We start from the raw sequence: 23,137 nt of genomic DNA, 5'->3' as shown, positions 1-23,137 counted from the left end.
ACTTAAAGTAGGAGAATAAAATGAGCGACGCGTTACCAATTAACTTTACTGATGCTGCAGCAAATAAAGTAAAAACTCTAGTAACGGAAGAAGAAAACCCTAATCTTAAATTACGAGTTTATATCACCGGTGGTGGGTGTAGTGGATTCCAGTATGGTTTTACCTTTGACGAAAAAGTTAATGAAGATGATCTAGCGATCGAAAAAAATGGTGTCTCACTTCTTATTGACCCTATGAGCCTACAATACCTTGTCGGTGGCACAATAGACTATATTGAAGGATTGCAAGGTTCACGTTTTGTGGTAGATAACCCAAATGCAACTACCACTTGTGGTTGTGGTTCGTCTTTCAGTGTTTAATCAACTCATTATCATTAATTAAATTTTCATTATTATTCATATTCAAACCAATTTTTGAGGGGATTGATTAAAAATTCCCTCAAATGTGACAAACATTGAGCAATTAGACAATTATTTTAAATTTTCTATTGACGTAAAAATTAAGATCGGTAAAATGCACAGCATCCAAAACGCAGTTACCTTTAGGTACTAAGTTTTGCGCCCGGGTGGTGAAATCGGTAGACACAAGGGATTTAAAATCCCTCGGCCTTTTTGGCCGTGCGAGTTCAAGTCTCGCCCCGGGCACCATTTAAAACACTTCTAATGCGGGAATAGCTCAGTTGGTAGAGCGCAACCTTGCCAAGGTTGAGGTCGCGAGTTCGAACCTCGTTTCCCGCTCCACTTGTTCATTCAAACAACACTAATAATCTATTAATTATTTAAATAATCGAGTTAATCCGAAATTTACTGTATTCCATACGAATCAACTTAATACAAGCAAATTTAAATCCGCGGTTTATATTACTAATTTTACATCTATATTCATTCTATTATGTCTACACAGTTTAATAGTAAAAATATAGGGTTACTAATTGTCTTTGTATTCCATCTGCATCATATAATTCAACGTTAAATGAAGTCGATTATAATTAAATCTATCCACTTAATGATTAAATTCTAGTCTAAGGTGTTTAAGCGAATCAAATACGGTATTCGAAATAAATTCGATTTTCATCGCCTTAAAAATTGATTCAGCAATTGCATTATCATATCGATAATCCTTAGGACTTAACAAATGCTTGATTCCAAATTCATATTAATATTTATCAATCAATTGATTATCAAAATCTTTCTTTTATTCGAATAAAAGAACTCAACATATTGTAATTTCAATGAAATTTGATTGGTTGTTTGAATAGTAAGTGATGCGGTTTTATTTATTCATTCGCATTGTAAAAGGATTTCTCAATTAGTGACATTGATAATTACATAAAGATAGTGTAAATGCTCTCTCTGACATAATTTAAATCAATTATCTGTTTATTTCGCTACGGCTCTACTTCGAACTTACTGTTTAATAGAATTCCAACGGTTGATTGAATACTTTCTTTAAAGTTAGCTCGGTATTCAATGCTTTTTAATATAAATTCTTTCTCTTTAGCTCTAGGGGTATCTTGAACTATAAATGAACCGACGGTTTAGTACAACATTATCCATTTATCTAATGTTGATTTGGTAAGGTCACATTTAATAATGATGGCGACAGAAAAAAGGATAGCATACAAAATTATAACTCGAACTATATTAAGCTAATTTATATTTAGGAGATATATTTAACGTCGATTATAGAGAATAAAATAAACACCATAAAATCAAAGGTACAGATTCGATAAAAATTGACAGCTCCGGCGAAAAAATTTTAAATATTAGTCGACTTTGCTTTAAATAAAGGTTTAGCTAATGTTAAAAAAGTTGAGACCTTTTAGTTAAACTTAAACATAGAATAACATTTTACAGTGGGACATGGACCAATTAATAATCCGTGATTTATTTCAATTATTAATGTAGGTTAATTATTTAAATTTAATTTAACCATAAAAATTTTTTACCTAGCTTATTTCATTATTTTTCTTAAACTCAATGAAAACGATATTAGAAATAGTTTTAATACTTACCTAATAATTACCTAACACTTTTTAAAATCTTAATAAAAACCGTACGATAATTGGTTGTTATACGTTTTGGTTTGTTTGAAATTTGCAATATCAGATTTTTATTAAAAAAAAGAAGTTATCAAAAAAATCTATTTTTATCGAAAGATTGTTTCTTTTTAACGTCTCTTTTTTTTACATGATAGTGTTATACTATTTATAACTTAAATTGTAAATAAAGATATTAATAATCATAGAGTAAGCAATTTCGTTTTACAGATCCTATTGTTTTCCAATTTAGTAACAAATATTTTATAATATAAACAAATCATTGATTAGAGTAATGCATTCATGAATATAAAACAACTTAAATACTTTCAGATACTCGCTAAAAATCAACACTATACTTACACTTCCGAATATTTTTCTATTAGTCAACCAAGTCTTAGTCATGCTATTGCTGAATTAGAGAAAGAGGTTGGTATCAAATTATTTCAGAAGAAGGGGCGTAATGTAGAGTTGACCAAAGAAGGGGAACAGTATCTCCTCTACGTTAATCAAGCATTACAATCGTTAAATGAAGGTGAACAATTTATAAAAGAATTAACTAGCATATCGCATGGACATATCCGATTAGCTTTTGTTTATTCATTATGTATGGGGTATGTACCCAAAATTATTAAAGCGTTTACTAGCTTACCGGAATATAAAAATATTTCATTTTCTTTTTATGAAGATTTAAGCGCTAATATTGTGCAAGAGCTGAAAAGTAAACGTTATGATATCGGGTTATGCTCTTATTTGCATGATGATCCTGAAATAGAATTCACGCGTTTAGCTAAACAAGAAATTGTTTTTATTATCTCAAATGAACATCCGCTATCTAAACGCAAAAAGCTAGATTTAAAAGATATCGCTAATGAGCCGGTAATTTTATATACCGAGCGTAGCGGTATGAAAGGTTATTTGGATAGTATTATTAGCGAATCAGGAGTTAAACTGACCAATGTGGTTAGTCATGTTGAGAGTGAAAATGCCATGATTGGTTTGGTATCCATCAATTACGGTATAGGCATGATGATAAACGTACCTGTTCCAGAACAAGCAAATGTTTCATTGATACCAATGAATAAAAATCGTCAAAAACGTGAAATTTATGTCGCAACCGTTAAAAACAGACCACTGATGCCGGTAGCGCAAAAATTTTATCGATTTTTAACCCAATATTGTGGAGATAGTTTTTTTAATAATTAATTTTGTGCTACTATTCATATAATTATTTAATAAATGTTGTTATTTACATAGATAATTTAAATATATTTGTTAAATGATAAACTTAAAACAACATATCTTGTTTTAAAAATTGATTAATTTCGGTAGCTAGAATAATTTGATGAGAGAAAAATGACACTATTAATTAAAAACATTAGCTTAAGCAATTCTGTATCAATCGAACAGTTAGGTTTTGGTACTTTTAAAATTGTTGATCAGCAAGAAGCCAATAACGCTATCATGACGGCCTTAAACGATGGTTATCGCTCATTTGATACCGCTCAACTCTATAATAACGAAAAAATACTTGGTGAAGCTTTTGTCAATTCAGGTGTTGCAAGACAAGAACTGTTTCTAACGACTAAAGTAAGTAACCTCAATCAAGGTTATGAACTAACGTTAAAATCCGTTGAACAATCCTTAAAAGATTTACAAACAGACTATCTAGACCTTTTCTTAGTCCATTGGCCATTAAAAAATTATTTTTTCGATACTTGGAAAGCGCTAGAAAAAATTTATGAAACAAAAATGGCTCGGGCAATTGGTGTTTGTAACTTTCATCAATCTCATTTTGAATTATTAAAAACTCAAGCAAATATTAAGCCAATGATTAACCAAATTGAGATTCATCCTTATTTAGTACAAAAAGAGTTAATCGAATACTTAAATAAAGAACAAATTGCGATTGAAGCCTGGAGTCCACTAGCTCGAGGTCGGGTTGTTGATGAACCTTTATTAATAAATATTGGTAAAAAATATCAAAAATCTGCCTCACAAGTAACATTACGTTGGCATGTGCAAAAAGATCTTATTGTTATCCCTAAATCGGTTAACCCTCAGCGTATAGCGGAAAATAGACAAATTTTTGATTTTGAACTCACTGAAGACGAAATGCTGCAAATCGATAGTTTGAATGAAAATTTTAGAACTGGCCCAAATCCTGATAATGTTTATCAAAAAAATGGTTTTTAAATATAACATATGTAATCTTTAATATATTATTTCTTAGGATAATTTTAAAACGTTATTCAAGTTATTAAATTAAGATTACATATTCTTATCTCTTTTCTGGTTAGAAAACTTTCCTATAAATTGAATCTCATAACTAAATCAATCTGTCACATCTAGCAGATTTCTATTTTTTAATATTGAGACCTAAAATTAATTTTTATTTTAATTAAATCACCAACAGTTATTAACAAAATAGCTTTAACTGTAATAAAATATTTACATGCATTTTTAATTTAATTATTTGATATGGTTATAGTTTATAATATTTTGTGGTTATCTGTAAATAATTGTTGCAATTATGTATATTAAGAATAACATATATAAAAGTACTAGGTTATTGATATGAGATTTTGAAAATGAATAAAACTATCTTTCTCGTTGGAGCGCGAGCGTCTGGAAAAACAACAATGGGGCGTCTACTTGCTGAAAAATTACATTACTCATTTATTGATACCGATGTTTACCTATATGAAACCACTAAACAAACTGTGGCTGAAATAGTAGAAAAAGAGGGATGGGAAGGTTTTAGAAAGCAAGAAAGCCAAGTTTTAAAAGATGTCACCCAACCATGTCGAGTTATAGCAACCGGTGGCGGAATGATTTTAGCTGATCAAAATCGTCTACATATGCAAAAAAGGGGGATAGTATTCTTTTTATCGGCTCCAGCAAACATTCTAGCAGAACGTTTAATGAAAGATCCGAAAATTGCTCAACGCCCTTCGTTAACAGGTTTATCTATTGCTGACGAGATGGAAAAAGTACTTGAAGATCGTCATCATCTCTATATGGATTGCGCAAGTCATGTAATCAATGTTGATTGTCCGGAGATGCAAATATTAGGGCAATTTTTAGAAGTGCTCAATATCGACTAAAAAATTTGTTTTTTTAATGATTAATTCATTACCATTGAGATGAAATTCCTCCGTTTGCCCATTTTAAATATTATTATTTATTATAACTAATTGAATATAAATAATAATTAATTAATGGCACAATTCCTAAGGTTATTTTTTCTTTTATTAAAACACATTTACCGCTAATATTAACTTTAATAGATTTATAAAATTTTTAAATTAATAATGGAGTATTAACTAATGAATAACTATAAGAACAACTCCTGTTCGATAGCAGGGTCTATCTATGCTAATTACATTATTCAAAGTATCGCTTTAATCGTAATTATGCAATTTTCTGTCGAAATCTCAGCGCAACTTAATACTGATCTAGTTGGTGTAGGTGGTGTTGCTGCAGGAATTGGTGTTGGTAAAATATTGTTAATGTTTGTTGGTGGAATACTCTCTGATAAATTTGGACGTAAACCATTTATTCTTATGGGTATGTGTTGTTACATAATCTTTTTTATTGGGATACTTTTTTGTCATGATGTAAATATTGCTTTCTTTTTGGCTATGTTTATTGGGGCAGGGAACTCATTTTTAGATACAGGTTCAATGCCAGCATTAACCGAATGCTTTCCGCGTTCTGCTGGAACAGCGAGTGTTTTAATTAAAGCATTTATCTCAATGGGTACATTAGTCTTACCATTTATTGTTACTCTATTTCATGCTTATCATTTATGGTATGGTTATGCTTTCCTTGGCTTTGTCGCTTGTATTGTTATAAATTTCTTATTTTTAATCCCAAGAAAATTTCCTTCTAAAAATACAGTTATCTGTGGTAATGAAGGTCATAGTGACTATTTTATTGGTAAGCCTAATATTTTATTTGAGGGAATTTTGTTAATCATTATGGGCTTTACCACAACAGCAACCTTTATCATCATTTTACAATGGTTACCAGCGATTGCTGAAAATGGTATTGGAATGGATCCAATCGCCTCTAAACAATTAATTAGTTATTATAGTATTGCATCAATAATTTCCGTGTTTACTACTGCTTATATCGTTAAAAAATTCATTAAACCAATTTATTGTATTATTATTCTGCCACTACTATCAGCATTAATTTTATTAATGTTCCTCTTTAATCTTAATCCTACAATGAGCTTAATAGCGGCAATTGGCATGGGGTTGACAGCAGCCGGAGGTGTATTACAACTTACCTTGGTTGTTATGCAACAATTATTTCCTAATCATAAAGGCTTTGCCGTTGGAACCATGTATACCCTAAGTGGCTTATCATTTATCGTTATCCCTTTAGTAGTACCAAAATTAGCAGTAACAAATGTTAGTTATGCGATCTTAGTTGATCTTGTCATCGCATCAACAAGTGTGATATTAGGTTTAATTGTTTATTCACGTTTCAAAAAAGTTATTGATATGAAGAAAATTTAATCACTATTTGCGTCGTAATTTAAAAAAAGCATCTTATTGCAATAAGATGCTTTACCATTCATAATTGTGTTACTGCAAAATAATCGGCATCAGCATTATTAACCTTATGATTATTCCCAAAACAAAATCAAGTTGGATTTTAATAGGTAGCTATCTAGTTTTGTCAGTAATCCTTGAGATAATTATTGATATTATCTATCCTAATTTCAGCCATATTTATGGTTCACATGCGAAAATTGGTTCCTATTTTTTAATGCCTATCCTGTGGATAATATATGGGGTATATATATACTTTCTAGGACTTAAACTAAATTATAAAAAGAGTTTATTGCACCATCTATAATTTCTAGTGGCACTAATTACATTAAAGTGAAAGATACTAAATACACTTTTTTTGCCATTCCGATCCAATACGTTGGTTTATTATCTTTGATATTTGGGATTGTTATGCTATCGATACAAATCGTTTATCGATACCTATATTTATAATATTTTATTAAGAGATTATCTGCGGAAGGTTGTTGAATGATTAACCACAAGTCTTACTCAGCATACTTGTGGCTTTTTATTAGTTAATCATTGTTGCTTGTAATTGATAACACAATCTTATCTACGATTTGGTAGTTCAAAAATTTTATGATATCTAGCAATAATCACCAAGGCTAAAATTGCCCCTAATACCGCGATAAAGGCGTCAAACAAAATAATATTAGCGATACTGGTTTTAGAAATAATTCCGGTCACAACTGGTATAGAGAAAGTAGCTAAACTAGAAGAGGTAAAGAAAATACCAAGGACTTTACCTTTACCTTCAGGATAAAATTCTGACATGGTGGTTAATGCTAATTGTAAAACTCCCCCAGCTGCTGTAAATCCTAAAATAAATCCACCTGCAATACATAAAGTTGGCGAAGGGAACAAGAATAAAACGAACAACATAATTGCCGATAAACAAGGATAAACAAACACTATATAAACCGGACGAATCCAGCTTTTAACTAATATTGAGGTTAAAATAACACTGGCTAATGTCCCAATAGCATAATAACTAATAGTTTGCGCAGATGCAGAAGGACTCATCATTGCAACCGATTCAGAGAATTTAGGTAACCATATTGATACTAAATAAAATGTGGCGGTTGATGTATAACCAATAATGATAAAACAAACACCTTCAATCCAAAAGTTAGCTTTTTGTTTTAATTTTGGTAATGGTTTGGTCTCTTGTTCGACGGATTCTTTTGCAATTTCTTCAGCTATTGGTTGTTTATGATTTGGAAAAGGCATTTTTAATACAGCTAAAGCATTAAGGGCTAAAATAGCAACGCAGAAAAGAAATGACCAACCATAATAAGCATTAGAAACGATAATTATCGTCATCACAATCGGTAACACAAATTGTCCACCAGCAATTGCCGCTTTGGTTAAAATGGATGCGGTTCCGGTAGCCTTAGGAAATGATTCCATTAATGCTGGGTAAGTACCTGCGTCTAGCGTTGAATTAGCAATACCGCCTAAAACAGCAAACATAAATGCGACTTGGAGATTTGGGCTAATCAAAATGCCAAGCAAAAAGCCTATATAAAAAAGTCCACCTAAAAAAACGAATGGTTTACGACCAAATTTATCAGATAATGCTCCCATAACAAACAAAACTATTAAGCGTCCAATCCCTAAACCTGAGATTACATAAGCAATCCCCTCACTATCAGTATTGAATTGATTAGCCAAATAATTCATATTTTGGGCGAGAATGATTGCCCCCATACCATGAACAAAATAGTTCATGTATAAGCATATCGAAGTAGGGATATAGTTATTTTTCATAGTGCATCCTTTGTTGAATAATTTAATTTTACAACTGTTATGTCATTCCAATTATTAAAAACAATTTATTTTATAAAATAGTTTTTTAGTTACCGATAATTTAATTCGCATCTGATTACTGAGTAATTAATATCGTTTTATTTCTATAAATCAGTGAAATAGATTTTTTTTATTTCTTCATTTCATAATCTTACCTAAATAATTTTAGCGATTATTTTATTTATTATGTATAAATTTATAAAAAAAATAAATTAAAATAACAAAATCTATAGATAAATTTATTTTATTGTTTTACATTATTAGCATCTTATTTTTACTAAATTCAGCTAAATTATTTAAAATTTCAGGAGGATTGCATGGCAATTGAACGTCCTATAGGGCTTGCGGCCTTAACGGTATTAGATGTATCTCCAGCAAATCAAGTTATTGTGGCCGCAGAAGCTGGTTATACTCATGTTGGTTTAAGACTTATTCCTGCCACACCTACTGAGCCGGTTTATGCAACAGTTGGTGATACCCCATTAATTCGGGAAGTCGAGCGACGATTAAAAGAGACAGGTATCAAAGTTTTAGATATTGAAATTTTTCGGCTCAAACCAGATACCCGAGTTATCAACTTTTTGCCGGTATTAGAAACAGGAGCTCGCTTAGGCGCAAGCCAAGTATTATTAGCCGGTAATGATCCTGATAAAAATCGTTTAGCTGATAATTTTGCACGGTTATGTGAAATTGCAGCCCCATTAGGTATCGCAATCAATATTGAACCAATGCCTTGGACAGATATTCCTACCGTTAATTCTGGGGTAGAATTACTCAAAGCCGCCAACCAAAACAATCAAGGTATGATTATTGATCCATTGCATTTTGATCGTGGAGCTAATACTCTGGAGGACTTGCAGAAAGTACCTAAGGATTGTTGGCGCTATATGCAATTATGCGATGGAACTAAAGAGAAACCAAAAGATACCGAAGGATTACTTTATCAGGCAAGAAATTATCGATTATCACCGGGACGTGGCGGCATTGATTTAGTATCATTATTAAAAGCTTTACCAGAAATGCCGATTTCAATTGAATGTTGTAATGATGAATTTGCGTTGAGTCATTCTCCAATTGAACGAGCTAAAATGTATCTTGAAGATACCAAAAAATTACTTAAACAAGTCGCTGAATCTTAATAATAACTAATTGGAGAGAAGTATGAGAGCAAACATCGATGGACATTTTTTATTAATCGGACTAATGGCTTATCCAATTCGACATAGCTTATCACCGAAAATGCAAAATATAATTTATTCTAAACTAGACGTTCCTTATGTCTATTTAGCTTTTGAGGTGACACAAGAAAAATTACCTGATGCGATAAAAGGATTACGCGCATTAGGTTTACGAGGTAGTGCGGTATCAATGCCAAATAAACAACTGGTCTGCCAATATTTAGATAAATTAACACCGGCTGTTGAGCTTATTGGCGCTTGTAATACCATTTCTAATGATGACGGTGTTCTAACCGGATATAACACGGATGGAATGGGATACATGCGTTCATTAAAAGAGGCTGGTGTTGATATTATTGGTAAAAAAATGACATTACTTGGTGGTGGTGGTGCCGCAAGTGCTATTGCTGTACAAGCTGCACTGGATGGCGTTAAAGCGATTTCTATTTTTAACCAAAAAGATGAATGCTTTGATAAAATTGTTGAAATAGCTAAGCGAATCAATGAAAAAACTGATTGTAAAGCCACGGTTTATGATTTAGATGATCAAGCTAAATTGCGTCAAGAAATCGCTGAAAGTGCCGTATTATGCAATGCTACTGGTGTCGGTATGAAACCGTTAGAAGGACAGAGTCTGATTACCGATCCTAGCATGTTAAGGAAAGATCTCGTTGTAACCGATTGTATTTATAGCCCACGTAAAACAAAATTACTGGAAATTGCCGAAGCACAAGGTTGTAAAACTTTAAACGGTATCGGAATGATGTTATGGCAAGGTCATGCACAAATAAAAATTTGGACAGGACAAGATGCTCCGATTGATTATGTAAAAGAAAAAATGGGTTTTAATGACTAAAAAATTTTAGTTAACTTAATATAATTAATATAAATATTAATATCAGCATAAATTATCCTCTTAATAATTTTGATTAAGAGTAAAGAAAAAATAAATTGGTGATTAGATGACAAAGATTACAGTAAAAGGTTTAGATATAGGCGTTGGAGCGCCTAAGATTATCGTTCCAATTGTAGGTAAAACAGAACAAGAGTTAGTAAATGAAGCTGAATTTTTAACGCAAATCGATTTCGATATGGTTGAATGGCGAGTGGATCATTTTCAAAATGTTGATGATGTTGAAAAAGTAAAACAAACAGCAAACAAATTACACGCAATCATTGGTCACAAACCAATTTTATTCACATTTCGTACCGCTAATGAAGGCGGTGTCTATCCTGCTTCGGTCGAATTTTATATCAATCTAAATAAACAGATGATTAAAACTGGCTTGATCGACCTTGTCGATATCGAAGTTTTCACCGGTGATCCATATGTTGAAGAAATTGTTGAATTAGCTCATCAACATAATGTTTTAGTTATTGCTTCAAATCATGATTTTGATAAGACACCAGCAAAAGATGAAATTGTCGCAAGATTACGCAAAATGCAAGATCTCGGTGTAGACATTCCGAAAATCGCAGTAATGCCGCGTTCGCGTGAAGATGTCATTAACTTATTGGCCGCAACAGCTGAAATGAAAGACAAATATGCGCGTAAACCACTCATTACCATGTCAATGGCAGGAAAAGGCGCAATTAGTCGAGTTGCTGGTGAAACCTTTGGTTCTGACCTTACCTTCGGCGCAGCAAAAAATGCTTCAGCACCTGGGCAGCTTGATGTTAAAGAGCTAAGACAAATTTTGAATATTTTACATAGAAGTTTAGCTTAAAAATAATGACTTTCTTACAAATAATCTAAAAAGATTAAGTGATTAAAAAGTTTGTTGTGAAGCAAGTCAAAGATATAAACCGTCAAGTTAAAATGATTAATCGTAAATAACGACGATTAATATAAAGATAATATTAGGAGTCTGTATGAATAATAATTGGTTAGGTTTAGAGGGTGATGTCTGCGTCATCACTGGTGCGGTCGGTGGTATGGGGGCTGAAATTTGCCGGGAATTTGCTAAACAAAAAGCAAATTTAGTACTGATCGATCTTAATGAAACCAAATGCCAAGATTTTGCCTCTGAATTAGCCAAAGAATACGGCATCAAAGCCATAGGTTTGGCTTGTAATACTACTGATGAAAAAAGTGTGGATAATGCCGTTGCTTTAGTTAAGCAACAGTTCGGCCGGTGTGATGTATTGGTTAATACTGCTGCTATTTTAAAATTCTGTCCGTTGGAAGATTTACCGCTTGATGAATGGCAATTAACTATTGATGTCAACATGACTGGTTACTTCCTTATGTCTCAACGTTTTGGTCGTATGATGATCGAACAAAAATCTGGTCGTATGGTGCATATTTCAACCGTAGCTTCACATACGCCAGAAACCTATAGTGGCGCATATAGCCCGACGAAAGCTGCTATTTCCATGTTATCAAAACAAATTGCTGCCGAATGGGGACAATTTGGCATTCGTTCTAACGCTGTTTGCCCATGTTTTGTTAAAACTCCATTGTCAAAAAAATTCTATGAAGATAAAGAAGTAGAAGAAGGCCGTACACGAATGATTGCCAGTCGTCGTATTGGTGAAACAATTGATATTGCAAATGCTGTTTTATATTTAGCCAGCAAACGTTCGGATTATTCTAATGGTACTGAATTAGTTGTCGATGGCGGTTATGAAATCATGTTAGGTGACTTAGTGCCAAGACCTGGTGGGCGCCGTCAATTTGCTATTAATTCACGTCAAGCGAATAAAAGCTAAACGCCCGCAATTATCTCATTATCTAACCTTAATAAGATCAATTTCTACCATAACACCACTTAAAGAGTGGTGTTTTCTATTTAAAAAATAAATAAAAAATATAAAAAATATTTATAAATTCAATAAAAAATAAACTGAATTTTGTTTGAATCACATTTGCATGTGATCATTCAATAATGATTGTAACTTGTTGTATTGAAAATTTTTAATTCATTGATCAACAGATAAATTAAGCTAATTTTGTTACTAAAATAGAACCAAAAACTCATAACCATTTGATAAATAATAACTCTATTTTTAATTCATCTATAGAAGAAATATATAAATTAATTGAAAAATAAAGAATATATTTATTGATAAATTGTGTATAATAGAGTTAATCGAATATCAATTTAAAATTTAAAAGTAGCACAACTTCAGAGTTGTGTGATGGTATGAGGGAGTAACATGAGCGATTTCTCTTCAATTTTTCAACCTATCACAATTAAACGCACCACGATTAAAAATCGAATTGTAATGCCGCCGATTGGAACTAACTTTGCAACCTTAAGTGGTGAATTTGTTGATGACCACATACAGTATTATGAACAACGAGCTAAGGGTGGAACTGGATTAATTATTCTTGAAAACGTCTGTATTGATTACCCATATGGAACTAATGGGACAACACAACTACGGATTGATAATGACCAGTATATACCTGGATTATTTAAATTCACAGAACGTATGCATAAACATGGTGCCACTGTCGCTGTACAAATTAATCATGCAGGTGCATCTGCTTATTTTGGACGACTGAATGGCTTGCAGCCTATTTCTGCATCAAATATTCCATCAAAAACGGGTGGCAATGCTCCAAGACCTATGTCAGTTGATGAAATATATTATGTTGTGAAACAATATGGATTAGCCGCATCAAGAGTACAACGAGCAGGATTTGATGCTGTCGAAATTCATGCAGGACACTCCTACTTACTTAGTCAATTCTTATCTCCAATATTTAACAAACGTACTGACGAATTTGGTGGGAGCGTTGAAAACCGTGCGCGAATAGTTCGCATGGTCATTGACGAAATTCGCAAACATGTTGGACCAAATTTTCTAATAATGTTGCGTTTTAGTGCTGATGACTTTATTGAAGGTGGCAATAGCTTAGAAGATACGCTAGAAATTCTAGAATATTTAAACGAAGGCGTTGATATTTTTGATGTATCAGCGGCTCAAAATGACACTTTATTCATGCAAATCGATCAGATGAACTTACCCGATGGTTGGCGATCATATATGGCGAAAGCAGTGAAAGACAAATTCAACAAACCAACCATTGCCTCAGGAAATTTCCGTGATCCAAAAATTATTGCTGATACGATAGCAAACGGTGTTTCCGATTTTGTTGTAATGGGGCGAGGATTAATTGCAGAACCTTATTGGGTTGAAAAAGTTAAAAATAACGAAATTGATACATTAAGACGTTGTATATCATGTAATATCGGGTGTGCAGATCATCGAATTGCCAAATCTAAACCAATACGCTGCACAGTAAATCCTGATATTATCAGTTATGAAGATTATAAACGCTATCAAATAACTGAACCACTTAATGTTGTCGTAATAGGTGGAGGGACTGCTGGGCTTGAAGCTGCAGCCACCGCAGCCGAAGTTGGTTGTAACGTAACCCTATATGAAGAAAAACCATTTCTTGGTGGATTATCATCCATTATTTCACGTTTTCCTTATAAACGACGTATAGCGGATCTACCAAAATTTTTGATCAACCGTATCAACAAATTAGACAATGTCACAATCCATTTAAATACAAAAGCAACACCAGAGATGGTAGCAAGTCATCACCCTGATCTGGTTGTCGCAGCCACAGGTGCTAAGGCTCTATTACCTCCTATTAAAGGATTACATGAACAGTTAGCAAAAGAGAATCGCAACGTCTTCTCAATTTTTGATCTGATGGATAATTTCGAATACTTTACTGATATTCCTAATAAAAAAATTGTTGTAATCGGTGGCGGAGCTGTCGGTTTAGATGTGGTTGAATATTTCTCTGAAAATAAAGCTAAAAGCACCACTATTGTTGAAATGCAGTCGGCATTAGCAAAAGATTTAGATATGATTGGCCGTTTATCAATGATGAGAATGATTGATGATAATCACGTCAACGTAATGTTAGAAACTACATTACAAGAAGTTAAAGAAGACCGCTTTATTGTTTCTCGAAATGGTCAAATTGAAGAGCTCGATTTCGACTATGGTTTTGTCTGCTTAGGTTTAACCCCTGTGTCAGAATTTACTGAACAATTCCGACAACATGCAGATAAAAACCACTATCAATTCCAACAAATTGGTGATTGCAAACAAGCAAGAAAATTAATTGATGGAATGCGAGAAGGCCGTGATGTCATCGCTGCAATTCAATCTATAGAAAGAAGCCGAGCACATAATATTCGTGGTGTAGATGTTAATTATGCTATTTAGTTTTTCAACTTGTTTATTTCACAATAAATGATTAAAAGAGAACTCAAAACGAGTTCTCTTTTATATTTAATCTAAATGTAATCATATCACTCAAATTTTATCTTGTTAGTTGCATAAATTTTTAAATGATAGTTTTAAACATCATCTTTAATGAAATAACTAGAAGAAAATTCAAAATCTATAAAAAAATATGCTAAAAATAATTTTTTATAGATTTATATGATTGATGTTAATAACTGTAAATTACTATCTTTATAAAACCTAATTAAAATTATTAAAAAATTCCATTTTTATTAATAGATTGAATTTTTTCTACACCTCTTTCAATTACGTCCCAATGTTCGACTATTTTATGATTTTCAACGCGGAAAATATCACATACTTTATTTACACTGCCATCAGCGAGGGTGCATTTATGAAATAGATAAACCATATCGCCTTCACTACACATATTAATAATTTCAAATTTTGGTTTTAATTGAAGGAAACCTCTGAAAAAATTAATAAAAGCTTCGCGACCTGTTTCAACTTTAGGGTTGTGTTGGATATAATCTTCGATAACATATTCAGGGATTTTATCAATTTCACCGTTTAATAAATACGTGCTGATAAAATTGTTTAATTAGTTCTTTATTCGTCATAAAACATACCATTTTATTAATAAAAATGAGTATTATATCTCTATATTAGGTTAATGATGCAGTTGTTAACGAGAAGTTAAATTATAACTTTCAGTCAGAAAATCAAATATTTCTTTATCGGTTAGTGGTCCAGAAAGAACAATACTAATCCAATGTTCTTTATTCATATGATAAGCTGGCAAAATACCTTCTTTTTTTCTTAACGATCCAATATATTCTGGTCTGAGTTTGACATTTAATATATCCACTTCTTTATCATCTTTGAGACCTAATTTTGTACCAGGCACATTCATCACAATAGCAAACCACTTATCTCCATCATCGTGATGCCGTAATACAGCATACCTAGGAAAATTGTTCCAAAGATAATTAGGTTCTGCATGAAATTGCTTTTTGGCATAGTTTAATAACGTTTCCCTTTTCATAATGACTCCTTGGAGTATTAAATAGATGATTAGAATAATTACTTTATATGATGGAACTAAGCAGTTTAACTAATGGCTTATATTTTAGCATTAAATATGCATTAACAAACTAAATGTAATAGTGATTATTTATCAATAAAATTCAGTCCTGCTGTGATAATATTTTTAAAACTAAATCAAGATTATTATTAATCAGTTCATTATAAAGTGATTTATTTTCTTTATAAACAACGCTGATATTGATTAATCCCTCTAATATCACCATTAATTGGTTGGTTAAAATTGTCTGTTGTGGGCTTTGAGGCAGCTGGTTATAAATCAGTTTTCGGATAAATTCTTTATGTTCAATCACCATTTGTTGTACGGCCTGATCGTCATGAATTTCTTCTTTTGCTCTTACAAATAAGCAGCCATTAAAATCGACTTGATTAAACCAATCGAGATGCCATTTGAATATTTGTATAATTGACTCATAATGATCAAGATTAGCAATTGTTTCAGTAAGTTTTTGTCTAAAGCGTAAATCCCTTATTTTCAATATTTCAAAAATTAAATTATCTTTATTACCAAAATATTTATATAACGTTGTTTTAGAACAACCCGATTGATCTCTAATTTCATCAACCCCGACATTGCCAAATCCTTTTTGATAAAAGAGTTGCTCAGCGGTATCAGCTATTAATTTAGAGGTTTTTTTCATTTTTGATCCAAAGTGTTTGATATATGAACAAATTTGTACTAATACAAAAATGAACATAGTTGGTCATTTTTAGGTTTACACCCATACTTTCACTCATTTAGTATAATAAAGAATAATGAAATCAATTCTTTTCAGCAAGGAAAAGTTGCCAACAAAATCAAAAAATAGTGAATTATTACAAAGTTTAGTTGGCAGTTTTGGTTCTGTTTTTTTAATGGTTTTAATCATTTTATAAATTACACCATTTATGATGCCACCTTTTGGAGCAAATTGTGTAATTTTATTTGCAGTATCCCTGTCACAATTAGCTCACCCAGAAATGTTATCTTTTTCATTTAATTGTCGCTTTCGTTGGATTAATTTTCTTAAACTATTTGGTTGTACTACCATTATTGTCACATTAGCAGTTGCTGGCACAATTAAAGATACTTTGCTCGCAACAGGTACTGCTATTGTCTTTGAAAATATTGATAAACCTAATTAAAACACACCCTGAACTACTTGCAAAAAAGTACTTATCGATTAAGTTAATAAGGACATATTTCACTTTATAGTTTACGTTAGTTTTCATCCAAGACTAAATAGAACAATACCTAAAATAAGGTTACAGTGGGCAAGAAGTTCTAACTGAAGTATCGATAACTTTAATGGCTAAGTTTGAGAAAAAATATTAATCAAGTTGATGGGATAATTTAAGTAATAGGTAGCCTTATATTTCGATTGATGACTTGAGTCCTAAGGATATAATTAAATCTAAAGGCAGAATGGTGAGCCTAGCCAAAATATTAGATAGTGCTCACCTTTATAATATTGTTATTTAACTGATATTATTTTTATTCTTCAGCATCCGATAAATTTTTTAATTTGGCTGGTTTTGAAAAAAGAATTATGATTAATTGAATTAAAAAACCGATTAACACTGCAAGAATACAACTTTTCACACCAAAATTTGCACTTATGTACACTCCTATGGCTGCCCCCAAAGGCCGAGCCCCAAAAGTAACAGTCATGATCACCGACGATACTTTAGCTATCATATTACTAGGCGTGACTAGCTGTCTTAATGATACTGTTGATATAGTCCATATAATAGGTCCAAATCCAAAAAAGAAGAAAGCGACAAAAACTAATATTTTGGCAGAATAAATAAGAGTTAAGAATATCAAAATTGAAGCCATAAAAGCAGATATAGGCCCTAAAGACAGTTGAAAACCAAAATTAATTTTTTTAGATATAATTTTGTATAAAAATGATCCTATTAACATTCCTAAACCAATTAAACTTAATGAAGCTCCAACTTCAAAAGAAGTAAAGTATAGATTATTGATAACATAATAAGCAAAAATAGATAATAGCAAGTATTGTGATAGATTAAACACAAAGGCAGTTATGGTTATTGGCATAAGATATTTATTTTTTATTAAAAAAATCAAACCATCACAAAGTTCTTGAATAATATTTCTTCCAGATTTTTCTATAAGTGGCTCTTTAGGTAAACATATTAGAAAAACAGCGCTTACTATTGAGAGCGAAAAAGCCAAGATGAACGCTAACCCGCCAGATAAATAACTAGCAAGAATACCACCTAAAGCTGGCCCAGCTGTAAAAGCCACACTTTTGGCAATTTCTATTGATCTATTGGCATTAATAAGTTGCTCTTTTATGACAAAAGATGCCACTAAAGCCGGACTTGCTACACTGTAAATAACAGTACCCATGGCTATAAAAAAACCGAATAATGCAATTTTATTGATTGATAGACTCCCTGAGAACGTCAAATAAAATAATATAAATATAGCCGTTGCTCGAACTATTTCTATTATGATCATTAATTTTTTTCTAGATACTCTATCTGCAATTACTCCCATCGGAATCGATAGTAATAGAAAAGGCAAAGTATTTATCATTTGTATAAAAGCGGTTTCAGCTGCTGAAGCACTCATAGATAGCACTGCTATAATCGGCAGCACGGCTATTATTATTTGTTCAGAGAATTGCGCGCATAAATTTGAATAAGAAATCTTATGAATTAGCAATTTGTTCATCTTCTCTTCCCATTATTTATTAGTAAAATACCATAAGAAATTTTAGTAAAAATGTATTATTTGCGATCGCCAATATTACTTTTAATCGCGTGTTCATCTATATGCAAGTAAGCTTTTAATTAGATCTATGTCTGGAGAGGATAGGTACCTTAATGATCGCTTCCATACATTTTTATTTTCTATTAAAGATTCATGTCTATCTTTTATAATAGAAAAATGACTGCATAAATATTATAATTTCTACGTTTTTGAATTTTATTTTTAACACTTTCCATTTATCCTTTCCTTGTGTTTACCTGATTGTTTATTTTTAAGTTATAGTAAAATTTATTCAGCATTGTTAACAATCCGAATCTTGCTAAAGTTTCAAATGACTGTTGTCAATAATGTAAAAAATTGGGTAGGTCGCACTAATTAATATTGGTTTTATTAGATCATTGTTATGAAAAAAATAAAGAAGATGAGAACAATGGTAATTAATTAACCTTGTAAAAAAAACAGTCTTACAAACGAGTTTTAAAGTAGGTAGTAATACTGAATCAAAATGGAAAGAAGTGAGTTGAGATTGTTGATAATTATGACCTAACTAAATTAGCGCCAAACAAATGTATAATTTAGTACCAAACAACTAGTTTATATACTGCTCAAAATAATTGTAACGCTAAAAGGGTGTGCTTGCAAAACCCTCAGTTATTTCTTCTTTATGAAGCTCGCTTTAATTATTACTAGTTTATTGTAGTCAATCATCTGTTTTAGCGCCTTCCCAACCAATCATCGCGGCTTTCCGATCGCAACCCCAATGATATTGCCCCAGTAATCCTGTTGATTTTATAACCCTATGGCAAGGAATTAAAAATGCAACTGGGTTATCACCAATAGCAGATCCAACCGCACGGCTAGCTTTTGGATTATTTATTTTGTTTGCTATGTTGCTATAGGTTGAGAGTTTGCCCATAGGGATTGTTAATAAAGCCTGCCATACCTTAAGTTGAAAATCAGTACCCTTGATATGTAGCTTTATTTTATCTAGTCTTGACCAATCTTGTGTAAATACAATTATTGCATTTTGTTGCATCTTATCTCTGTGTTTTTGGTACTGAGCATTAGGATATTGGTTTTTCAATAATTTAAGTGATGATTCTTCATTATCAACAAAAGCGATATAACAAATTCCCTTTATTGTCGATGCAACAATAGCTTTTCCAAAAGGACTTTCAACAAAACTGTAGTTAATTGATAAGTTTTCACCGCCATTTTTATATTCTCCAGGAGTCATACCTTCAATATCAATAAACAAATCGTGTAATCGGCTCGTACTTGATAATCCCAACTCATAGGTAGTATCCAATAATGAAGCTTTATCTTCTTTTAGAAGTTTTTTAGCATGAGTTATATTGATGTATCTTAGGAATTGTTTAGGACTAACACCCGCCCAGTTAGAAAACATACGTTGAAAATGATAAGAACTTAAATTTACATGCTCTGCTGCTTGTTCAAGTGTCGGTTGAGATTTATAGTTTTCACTCAAATATCCGATAGCTTTTCTTATTCGAGCAAAGTCTATCTGTTTTTGTCTTTGTATCATGAATACTCCGTTTCAACTAGCCAGTGAAGCAATGTAGGAATGTTCTTGTTTATTTGAATATTGACTAATCTGTTTTAATCCTCGGAATAACAAATTGTATTTTGGAAAAACAAGTGTATCAGTATCTCAATTCGTACTAGCTCCATTCAACTTTCTTAAGTTTTTTCAATGTAAGTTACTTGAATTTGTTTATTAGTATTTGACTTTTTAGCACCACTATCAGCCAGTTTTAAATAATCACTTTTGTATAACTTTTCATGCTTTTTTTATTATAATTAATGATAGAACCTATAATATTTAATATTTCAACAATTAAAAACCCGAATCTTGCTATTAAAATAATTCATTTTGCAAAGTAAATAATGAGTGCATTGGCTTATCTTTGATTATGTCGGTTTCAAGAAGATCACCTATTAATTTAGGCGAACATTTATTATGTAGGTGTCTATTAGCTAGGACTTTTCTCTTTGATGATGTCGCATAACAGTATACACATCCCAAAGAGCAGGTATCATATGTTCCAATATCAATACTTTCTATACATTGACAGGTTGGTCGCTGATTTTTATCTTTCTTAGCCAGCAATAAGCAACCAGTCATCTTTTCAATGCGTGTTTTATCGATACAAGCTCCATGAGAAATATTGCAATTCAATAACTCTATTTCCTCAGCACATGTTTGTAAAGTTAGTTGATTAAATCTAGCAATTTCAGATAGTGAACTGCATAGATTTAATATGTCAGCTAACTCTAATTGTATGATTCGTTCTTTAATTAAAGACTGTCGTATGTGTGGATAATCATCAATAAAACTAATGATACAGGTATCTGTGTAACCGCGAAGAGAGGAAGCAATTTGATTAAAAAAATCGATGTGATAGTCAACTGTATAGTGTGTATTTATTAATATAGGATCATATCGCCAAATAACACGATCTTGTCCAACTTGCTCAGCTAATTGCTTGAATATTGCTATTCGTTTTTGCAAAGAGGGAAGATGTTTTTCAATGTCTGTTTGATAAGCTGTTAATGTAAACTGAAAATAAAAAGGATAACCTGAAAGATTCGCCAGTTTATTTAACATGGGAAGTGGGTTTTTAGTCCAAAATACAATACAATCAACTATATCGGGTGATAGAGAAATGCGACTTAATTGCTTTGGATTCCTTGGATTAGAAACCAGAACAAACCCATCTTTCAGTCGGTTAAAAAACCATGAAGAGTAAAAAGCTGGAATATCTGTTCTACGGCTGGCACTGATAATCATAATTTATTTATTTTACGTTTCATAGATCGAATGATGATTTTTGTACTAGAATCCACTTTCAATGATTCGGTTATTTTTTGTAATGCTTTATTATAAATCCAATCATCTAGCTGATTTTTCTGCAAGTATGACATTGTTAACGTAGGCAACTCACGAAAGTAAATAGAAATTGCCCATGCAACAGCCATCTTAACATAGTAATCATCGTTTTTTATTTGATCAAACAAAGTGAATGCTTTCTGCGCATACTCATCATCAACAAAATAAAAAAGCAACATGACCACAGCAAAGCGAATATCATATGGTTTATCCGATGCAAAATAGGGCTGTAGAAATTGCCATACAAGCTCTTTTTCTGAAACCTCAAACTTTAAACCACAACAAAAACTATCACAGACTGACCAGTTATTAATTTTAGAGATAAATTGTTTCACATAACGTGAACGCTCAGTCCATGGCAATTTAATTTCACCTATAATCATACCTTGTAACATCACTTCCTCGAAGTATAAGGGATTATCCATTGCAAGGTAGTATTCATAATCAATCTGTACTATTTTTTTTGCTATCTTACGCAGTTTAGGTAATCTCACACCTAATAAATTATCAATGTTGGGAATAAGCTTTGCAGCAAAGATCCGATAATTTTCTTCGGCTATTTTTTCAAGTTCTTTGCGAATTTTTTCTCTCATGATATGATTTTACAAACTTTATTATCTATTACAATCTGAATCTTGCTATTTGATAATTACATTCTATATGTTGAAAAATAAAGGTTCGAGTTTGGCAAAAATCTAGCTATCAGATTTAATTTTTCTTATTAAGAGTTACTTTAAAAATTTCAAAAATTAGATTATTTGTATTACTGTAATATTTTCATAACATTGTTTTAGTGCCCCGATTGTTCTCTAATTTCATCTTCACGACATTTCCGAGTCCTTTTTGATAAAAGAGTTACTTGGCTATATCAGCGATTAATTTGAATGTTTTTTATTTTTTTGATTCAAATGGTTTGATAAGTGAACAGATTTGTACTAATATAAAAATGAACAGAATTGTTCATTTTTATTTTTTTACTCATACTTTTACTCATCGAATAGGATAAAGAATAATGAAATCATTTTTTTTCAGCAAGGAAAAGTTGCCGCCAAAGCCCAAAAATAGTGAATTATTGCAAAGCTTAATTGGTGGTTTTGTTTCTATATTGTGTCTTATCGCCTTAAGCCATTTAACTGGTTACACTTATATCATGGCGCCATTTGGGGCTAGTTGTGTAATTTTGTTTGCAGTATCTCAATCACCATTAGCGCAACCAAGAAATGTTATCTTTGGCCATTTGATATCGGCGTTTGTTGGACTAGTTTTTCTTAAACTATTCGGTAACGATATGATTGTTACTGCATCAGCTGTAGCCATTGCAATTGTCGCAATGCAATATTTTCGAGCAGTGCATCCACCAGCCGGTGCTAATCCATTGGTTATTTTATTGACTGCGGACAAGATCGATTATGATTTTAATTTTCTTTTATTTCCGGTATTGTTCGGCGCAGTGATATTAGTTGCTATTGCTTATATAATTAATAATCTTTTCAATAAAACTCATTGGCCAATTTATTGGTTGGCATTGTTCAGTAGTAAAAAATAGTCTTAATCTATTGTTAGTGA

The 23,137-nt window shown here is 31.9% G+C and carries 20 protein-coding genes and 2 tRNA genes; 14 read left to right on the top strand and 8 right to left on the bottom strand.

Going from position 1 to position 23,137, the window contains the following annotated elements:
- The first annotated feature begins 20 nt into the window (after nucleotides 1-20).
- The 7 genes from erpA (at nucleotide 21) to DKK79_RS07975 (ending at nucleotide 6,567) form a co-directional block, all read left to right on the top strand.
- The gene (gene erpA, locus DKK79_RS08005; protein ID WP_034882627.1) at nucleotides 21-359 is read left to right on the top strand and encodes an iron-sulfur cluster insertion protein ErpA; all 339 of its coding nucleotides are present in this window, start codon (nucleotides 21-23) and stop codon (nucleotides 357-359) included.
- Nucleotides 360-559: 200 nt separating this feature from the next.
- Nucleotides 560-647, top strand: a tRNA-Leu gene (locus DKK79_RS08000).
- Nucleotides 648-664: 17 nt separating this feature from the next.
- A tRNA-Gly gene (locus DKK79_RS07995) sits at nucleotides 665-740 on the top strand.
- A 1,601-nt stretch (nucleotides 741-2,341) separates the two neighbouring features.
- The gene (locus tag DKK79_RS07990) at nucleotides 2,342-3,244 is read left to right on the top strand and encodes a LysR family transcriptional regulator (protein WP_034882622.1); all 903 of its coding nucleotides are present in this window, start codon (nucleotides 2,342-2,344) and stop codon (nucleotides 3,242-3,244) included.
- A 150-nt stretch (nucleotides 3,245-3,394) separates the two neighbouring features.
- Nucleotides 3,395-4,234, top strand: a complete 840-nt coding sequence (locus tag DKK79_RS07985; protein ID WP_110423617.1) for an aldo/keto reductase — start codon at nucleotides 3,395-3,397, stop codon at nucleotides 4,232-4,234.
- Between the two features lie 395 nt (nucleotides 4,235-4,629).
- Nucleotides 4,630-5,145 (top strand): shikimate kinase AroL, encoded by a 516-nt coding sequence (aroL, locus tag DKK79_RS07980; RefSeq protein ID WP_110423616.1) that lies wholly within the window; start codon nucleotides 4,630-4,632, stop codon nucleotides 5,143-5,145.
- A gap of 222 nt (nucleotides 5,146-5,367) precedes the next feature.
- The gene (locus DKK79_RS07975) at nucleotides 5,368-6,567 is read left to right on the top strand and encodes an MFS transporter (protein WP_110423615.1); all 1,200 of its coding nucleotides are present in this window, start codon (nucleotides 5,368-5,370) and stop codon (nucleotides 6,565-6,567) included.
- Nucleotides 6,568-7,173: 606 nt separating this feature from the next.
- Here DKK79_RS07975 and DKK79_RS07970 read toward each other — a convergent pair.
- A complete protein-coding gene (locus DKK79_RS07970; RefSeq protein WP_110423614.1) occupies nucleotides 7,174-8,394 on the bottom strand; it encodes an MFS transporter in 1,221 nt (406 codons plus the stop codon).
- A 356-nt stretch (nucleotides 8,395-8,750) separates the two neighbouring features.
- Here DKK79_RS07970 and DKK79_RS07965 point away from each other — a divergent pair, with 356 nt between their 5' ends.
- From DKK79_RS07965 to DKK79_RS07945, 5 genes are all read left to right on the top strand, one after another.
- Entirely contained in the window at nucleotides 8,751-9,572 is an 822-nt protein-coding gene (locus DKK79_RS07965; RefSeq protein ID WP_110423613.1) for a sugar phosphate isomerase/epimerase family protein, read from the top strand.
- A 22-nt stretch (nucleotides 9,573-9,594) separates the two neighbouring features.
- Complete coding sequence (locus DKK79_RS07960) at nucleotides 9,595-10,467, top strand: shikimate dehydrogenase (protein ID WP_110423612.1); 873 nt, start codon at nucleotides 9,595-9,597, stop codon at nucleotides 10,465-10,467.
- Between the two features lie 106 nt (nucleotides 10,468-10,573).
- Complete coding sequence (gene aroD / locus DKK79_RS07955; RefSeq protein WP_110423611.1) at nucleotides 10,574-11,338, top strand: type I 3-dehydroquinate dehydratase; 765 nt, start codon at nucleotides 10,574-10,576, stop codon at nucleotides 11,336-11,338.
- A gap of 145 nt (nucleotides 11,339-11,483) precedes the next feature.
- Nucleotides 11,484-12,323 (top strand): SDR family NAD(P)-dependent oxidoreductase, encoded by an 840-nt coding sequence (locus DKK79_RS07950; protein ID WP_110423610.1) that lies wholly within the window; start codon nucleotides 11,484-11,486, stop codon nucleotides 12,321-12,323.
- 447 nt (nucleotides 12,324-12,770) lie between these two features.
- Nucleotides 12,771-14,810 (top strand): oxidoreductase, encoded by a 2,040-nt coding sequence (locus DKK79_RS07945; protein ID WP_025315400.1) that lies wholly within the window; start codon nucleotides 12,771-12,773, stop codon nucleotides 14,808-14,810.
- 274 nt (nucleotides 14,811-15,084) lie between these two features.
- Here the strand turns inward: DKK79_RS07945 and DKK79_RS14930 are convergent, their stop codons facing one another.
- The 3 genes from DKK79_RS14930 to DKK79_RS07930 all read right to left on the bottom strand — a co-directional run bounded on the left by DKK79_RS14930 (nucleotide 15,085) and on the right by DKK79_RS07930 (nucleotide 16,576).
- Nucleotides 15,085-15,420, bottom strand: a complete 336-nt coding sequence (locus DKK79_RS14930; RefSeq protein ID WP_110423609.1) for a nuclear transport factor 2 family protein — start codon at nucleotides 15,418-15,420, stop codon at nucleotides 15,085-15,087.
- 96 nt (nucleotides 15,421-15,516) lie between these two features.
- Nucleotides 15,517-15,876 (bottom strand): MmcQ/YjbR family DNA-binding protein, encoded by a 360-nt coding sequence (locus DKK79_RS07935; protein WP_086289960.1) that lies wholly within the window; start codon nucleotides 15,874-15,876, stop codon nucleotides 15,517-15,519.
- A 142-nt stretch (nucleotides 15,877-16,018) separates the two neighbouring features.
- Nucleotides 16,019-16,576, bottom strand: coding sequence for a TetR/AcrR family transcriptional regulator (locus DKK79_RS07930; RefSeq protein WP_181415269.1), 558 nt, complete (start codon nucleotides 16,574-16,576; stop codon nucleotides 16,019-16,021).
- A 247-nt stretch (nucleotides 16,577-16,823) separates the two neighbouring features.
- On the opposite strand from DKK79_RS07930, the gene DKK79_RS07925 reads away from it, so the two are divergent.
- On the top strand, nucleotides 16,824-17,060 hold the full coding sequence (locus tag DKK79_RS07925; RefSeq protein ID WP_110423607.1) for a hypothetical protein: 237 nt from the start codon (nucleotides 16,824-16,826) through the stop codon (nucleotides 17,058-17,060).
- Between the two features lie 349 nt (nucleotides 17,061-17,409).
- Here DKK79_RS07925 and DKK79_RS07920 read toward each other — a convergent pair whose 3' ends face one another.
- The 4 genes from DKK79_RS07920 to DKK79_RS07905 form a co-directional block, all read right to left on the bottom strand.
- Nucleotides 17,410-18,621 (bottom strand): MFS transporter, encoded by a 1,212-nt coding sequence (locus tag DKK79_RS07920; RefSeq protein ID WP_110423606.1) that lies wholly within the window; start codon nucleotides 18,619-18,621, stop codon nucleotides 17,410-17,412.
- Between the two features lie 739 nt (nucleotides 18,622-19,360).
- Nucleotides 19,361-20,203 (bottom strand): methylated-DNA--[protein]-cysteine S-methyltransferase, encoded by an 843-nt coding sequence (locus DKK79_RS14775; protein WP_181415304.1) that lies wholly within the window; start codon nucleotides 20,201-20,203, stop codon nucleotides 19,361-19,363.
- Nucleotides 20,204-20,539: 336 nt separating this feature from the next.
- Nucleotides 20,540-21,472, bottom strand: coding sequence for a DUF1848 domain-containing protein (locus tag DKK79_RS07910; RefSeq protein ID WP_110423604.1), 933 nt, complete (start codon nucleotides 21,470-21,472; stop codon nucleotides 20,540-20,542).
- A complete protein-coding gene (locus DKK79_RS07905; RefSeq protein ID WP_110423603.1) occupies nucleotides 21,469-22,164 on the bottom strand; it encodes a DNA alkylation repair protein in 696 nt (231 codons plus the stop codon). Before DKK79_RS07905 ends, DKK79_RS07910 begins: the two co-directional genes overlap by 4 nt.
- Before the next feature lie 419 nt (nucleotides 22,165-22,583).
- Here DKK79_RS07905 and DKK79_RS07900 point away from each other — a divergent pair, with 419 nt between their 5' ends.
- Entirely contained in the window at nucleotides 22,584-23,117 is a 534-nt protein-coding gene (locus DKK79_RS07900) for an HPP family protein (RefSeq protein ID WP_065613099.1), read from the top strand.
- Nucleotides 23,118-23,137: the final 20 nt, after the last annotated feature.

It is taken from the genome of Gilliamella apicola (genome assembly GCF_003202915.1).
GTDB classification, from domain to species: Bacteria; Pseudomonadota; Gammaproteobacteria; order Enterobacterales; family Orbaceae; genus Gilliamella; species Gilliamella apicola_Q.
Note: the sequence above shows the minus strand (reverse complement) of the source record. Positions and strands in the feature narration are given on the sequence as shown.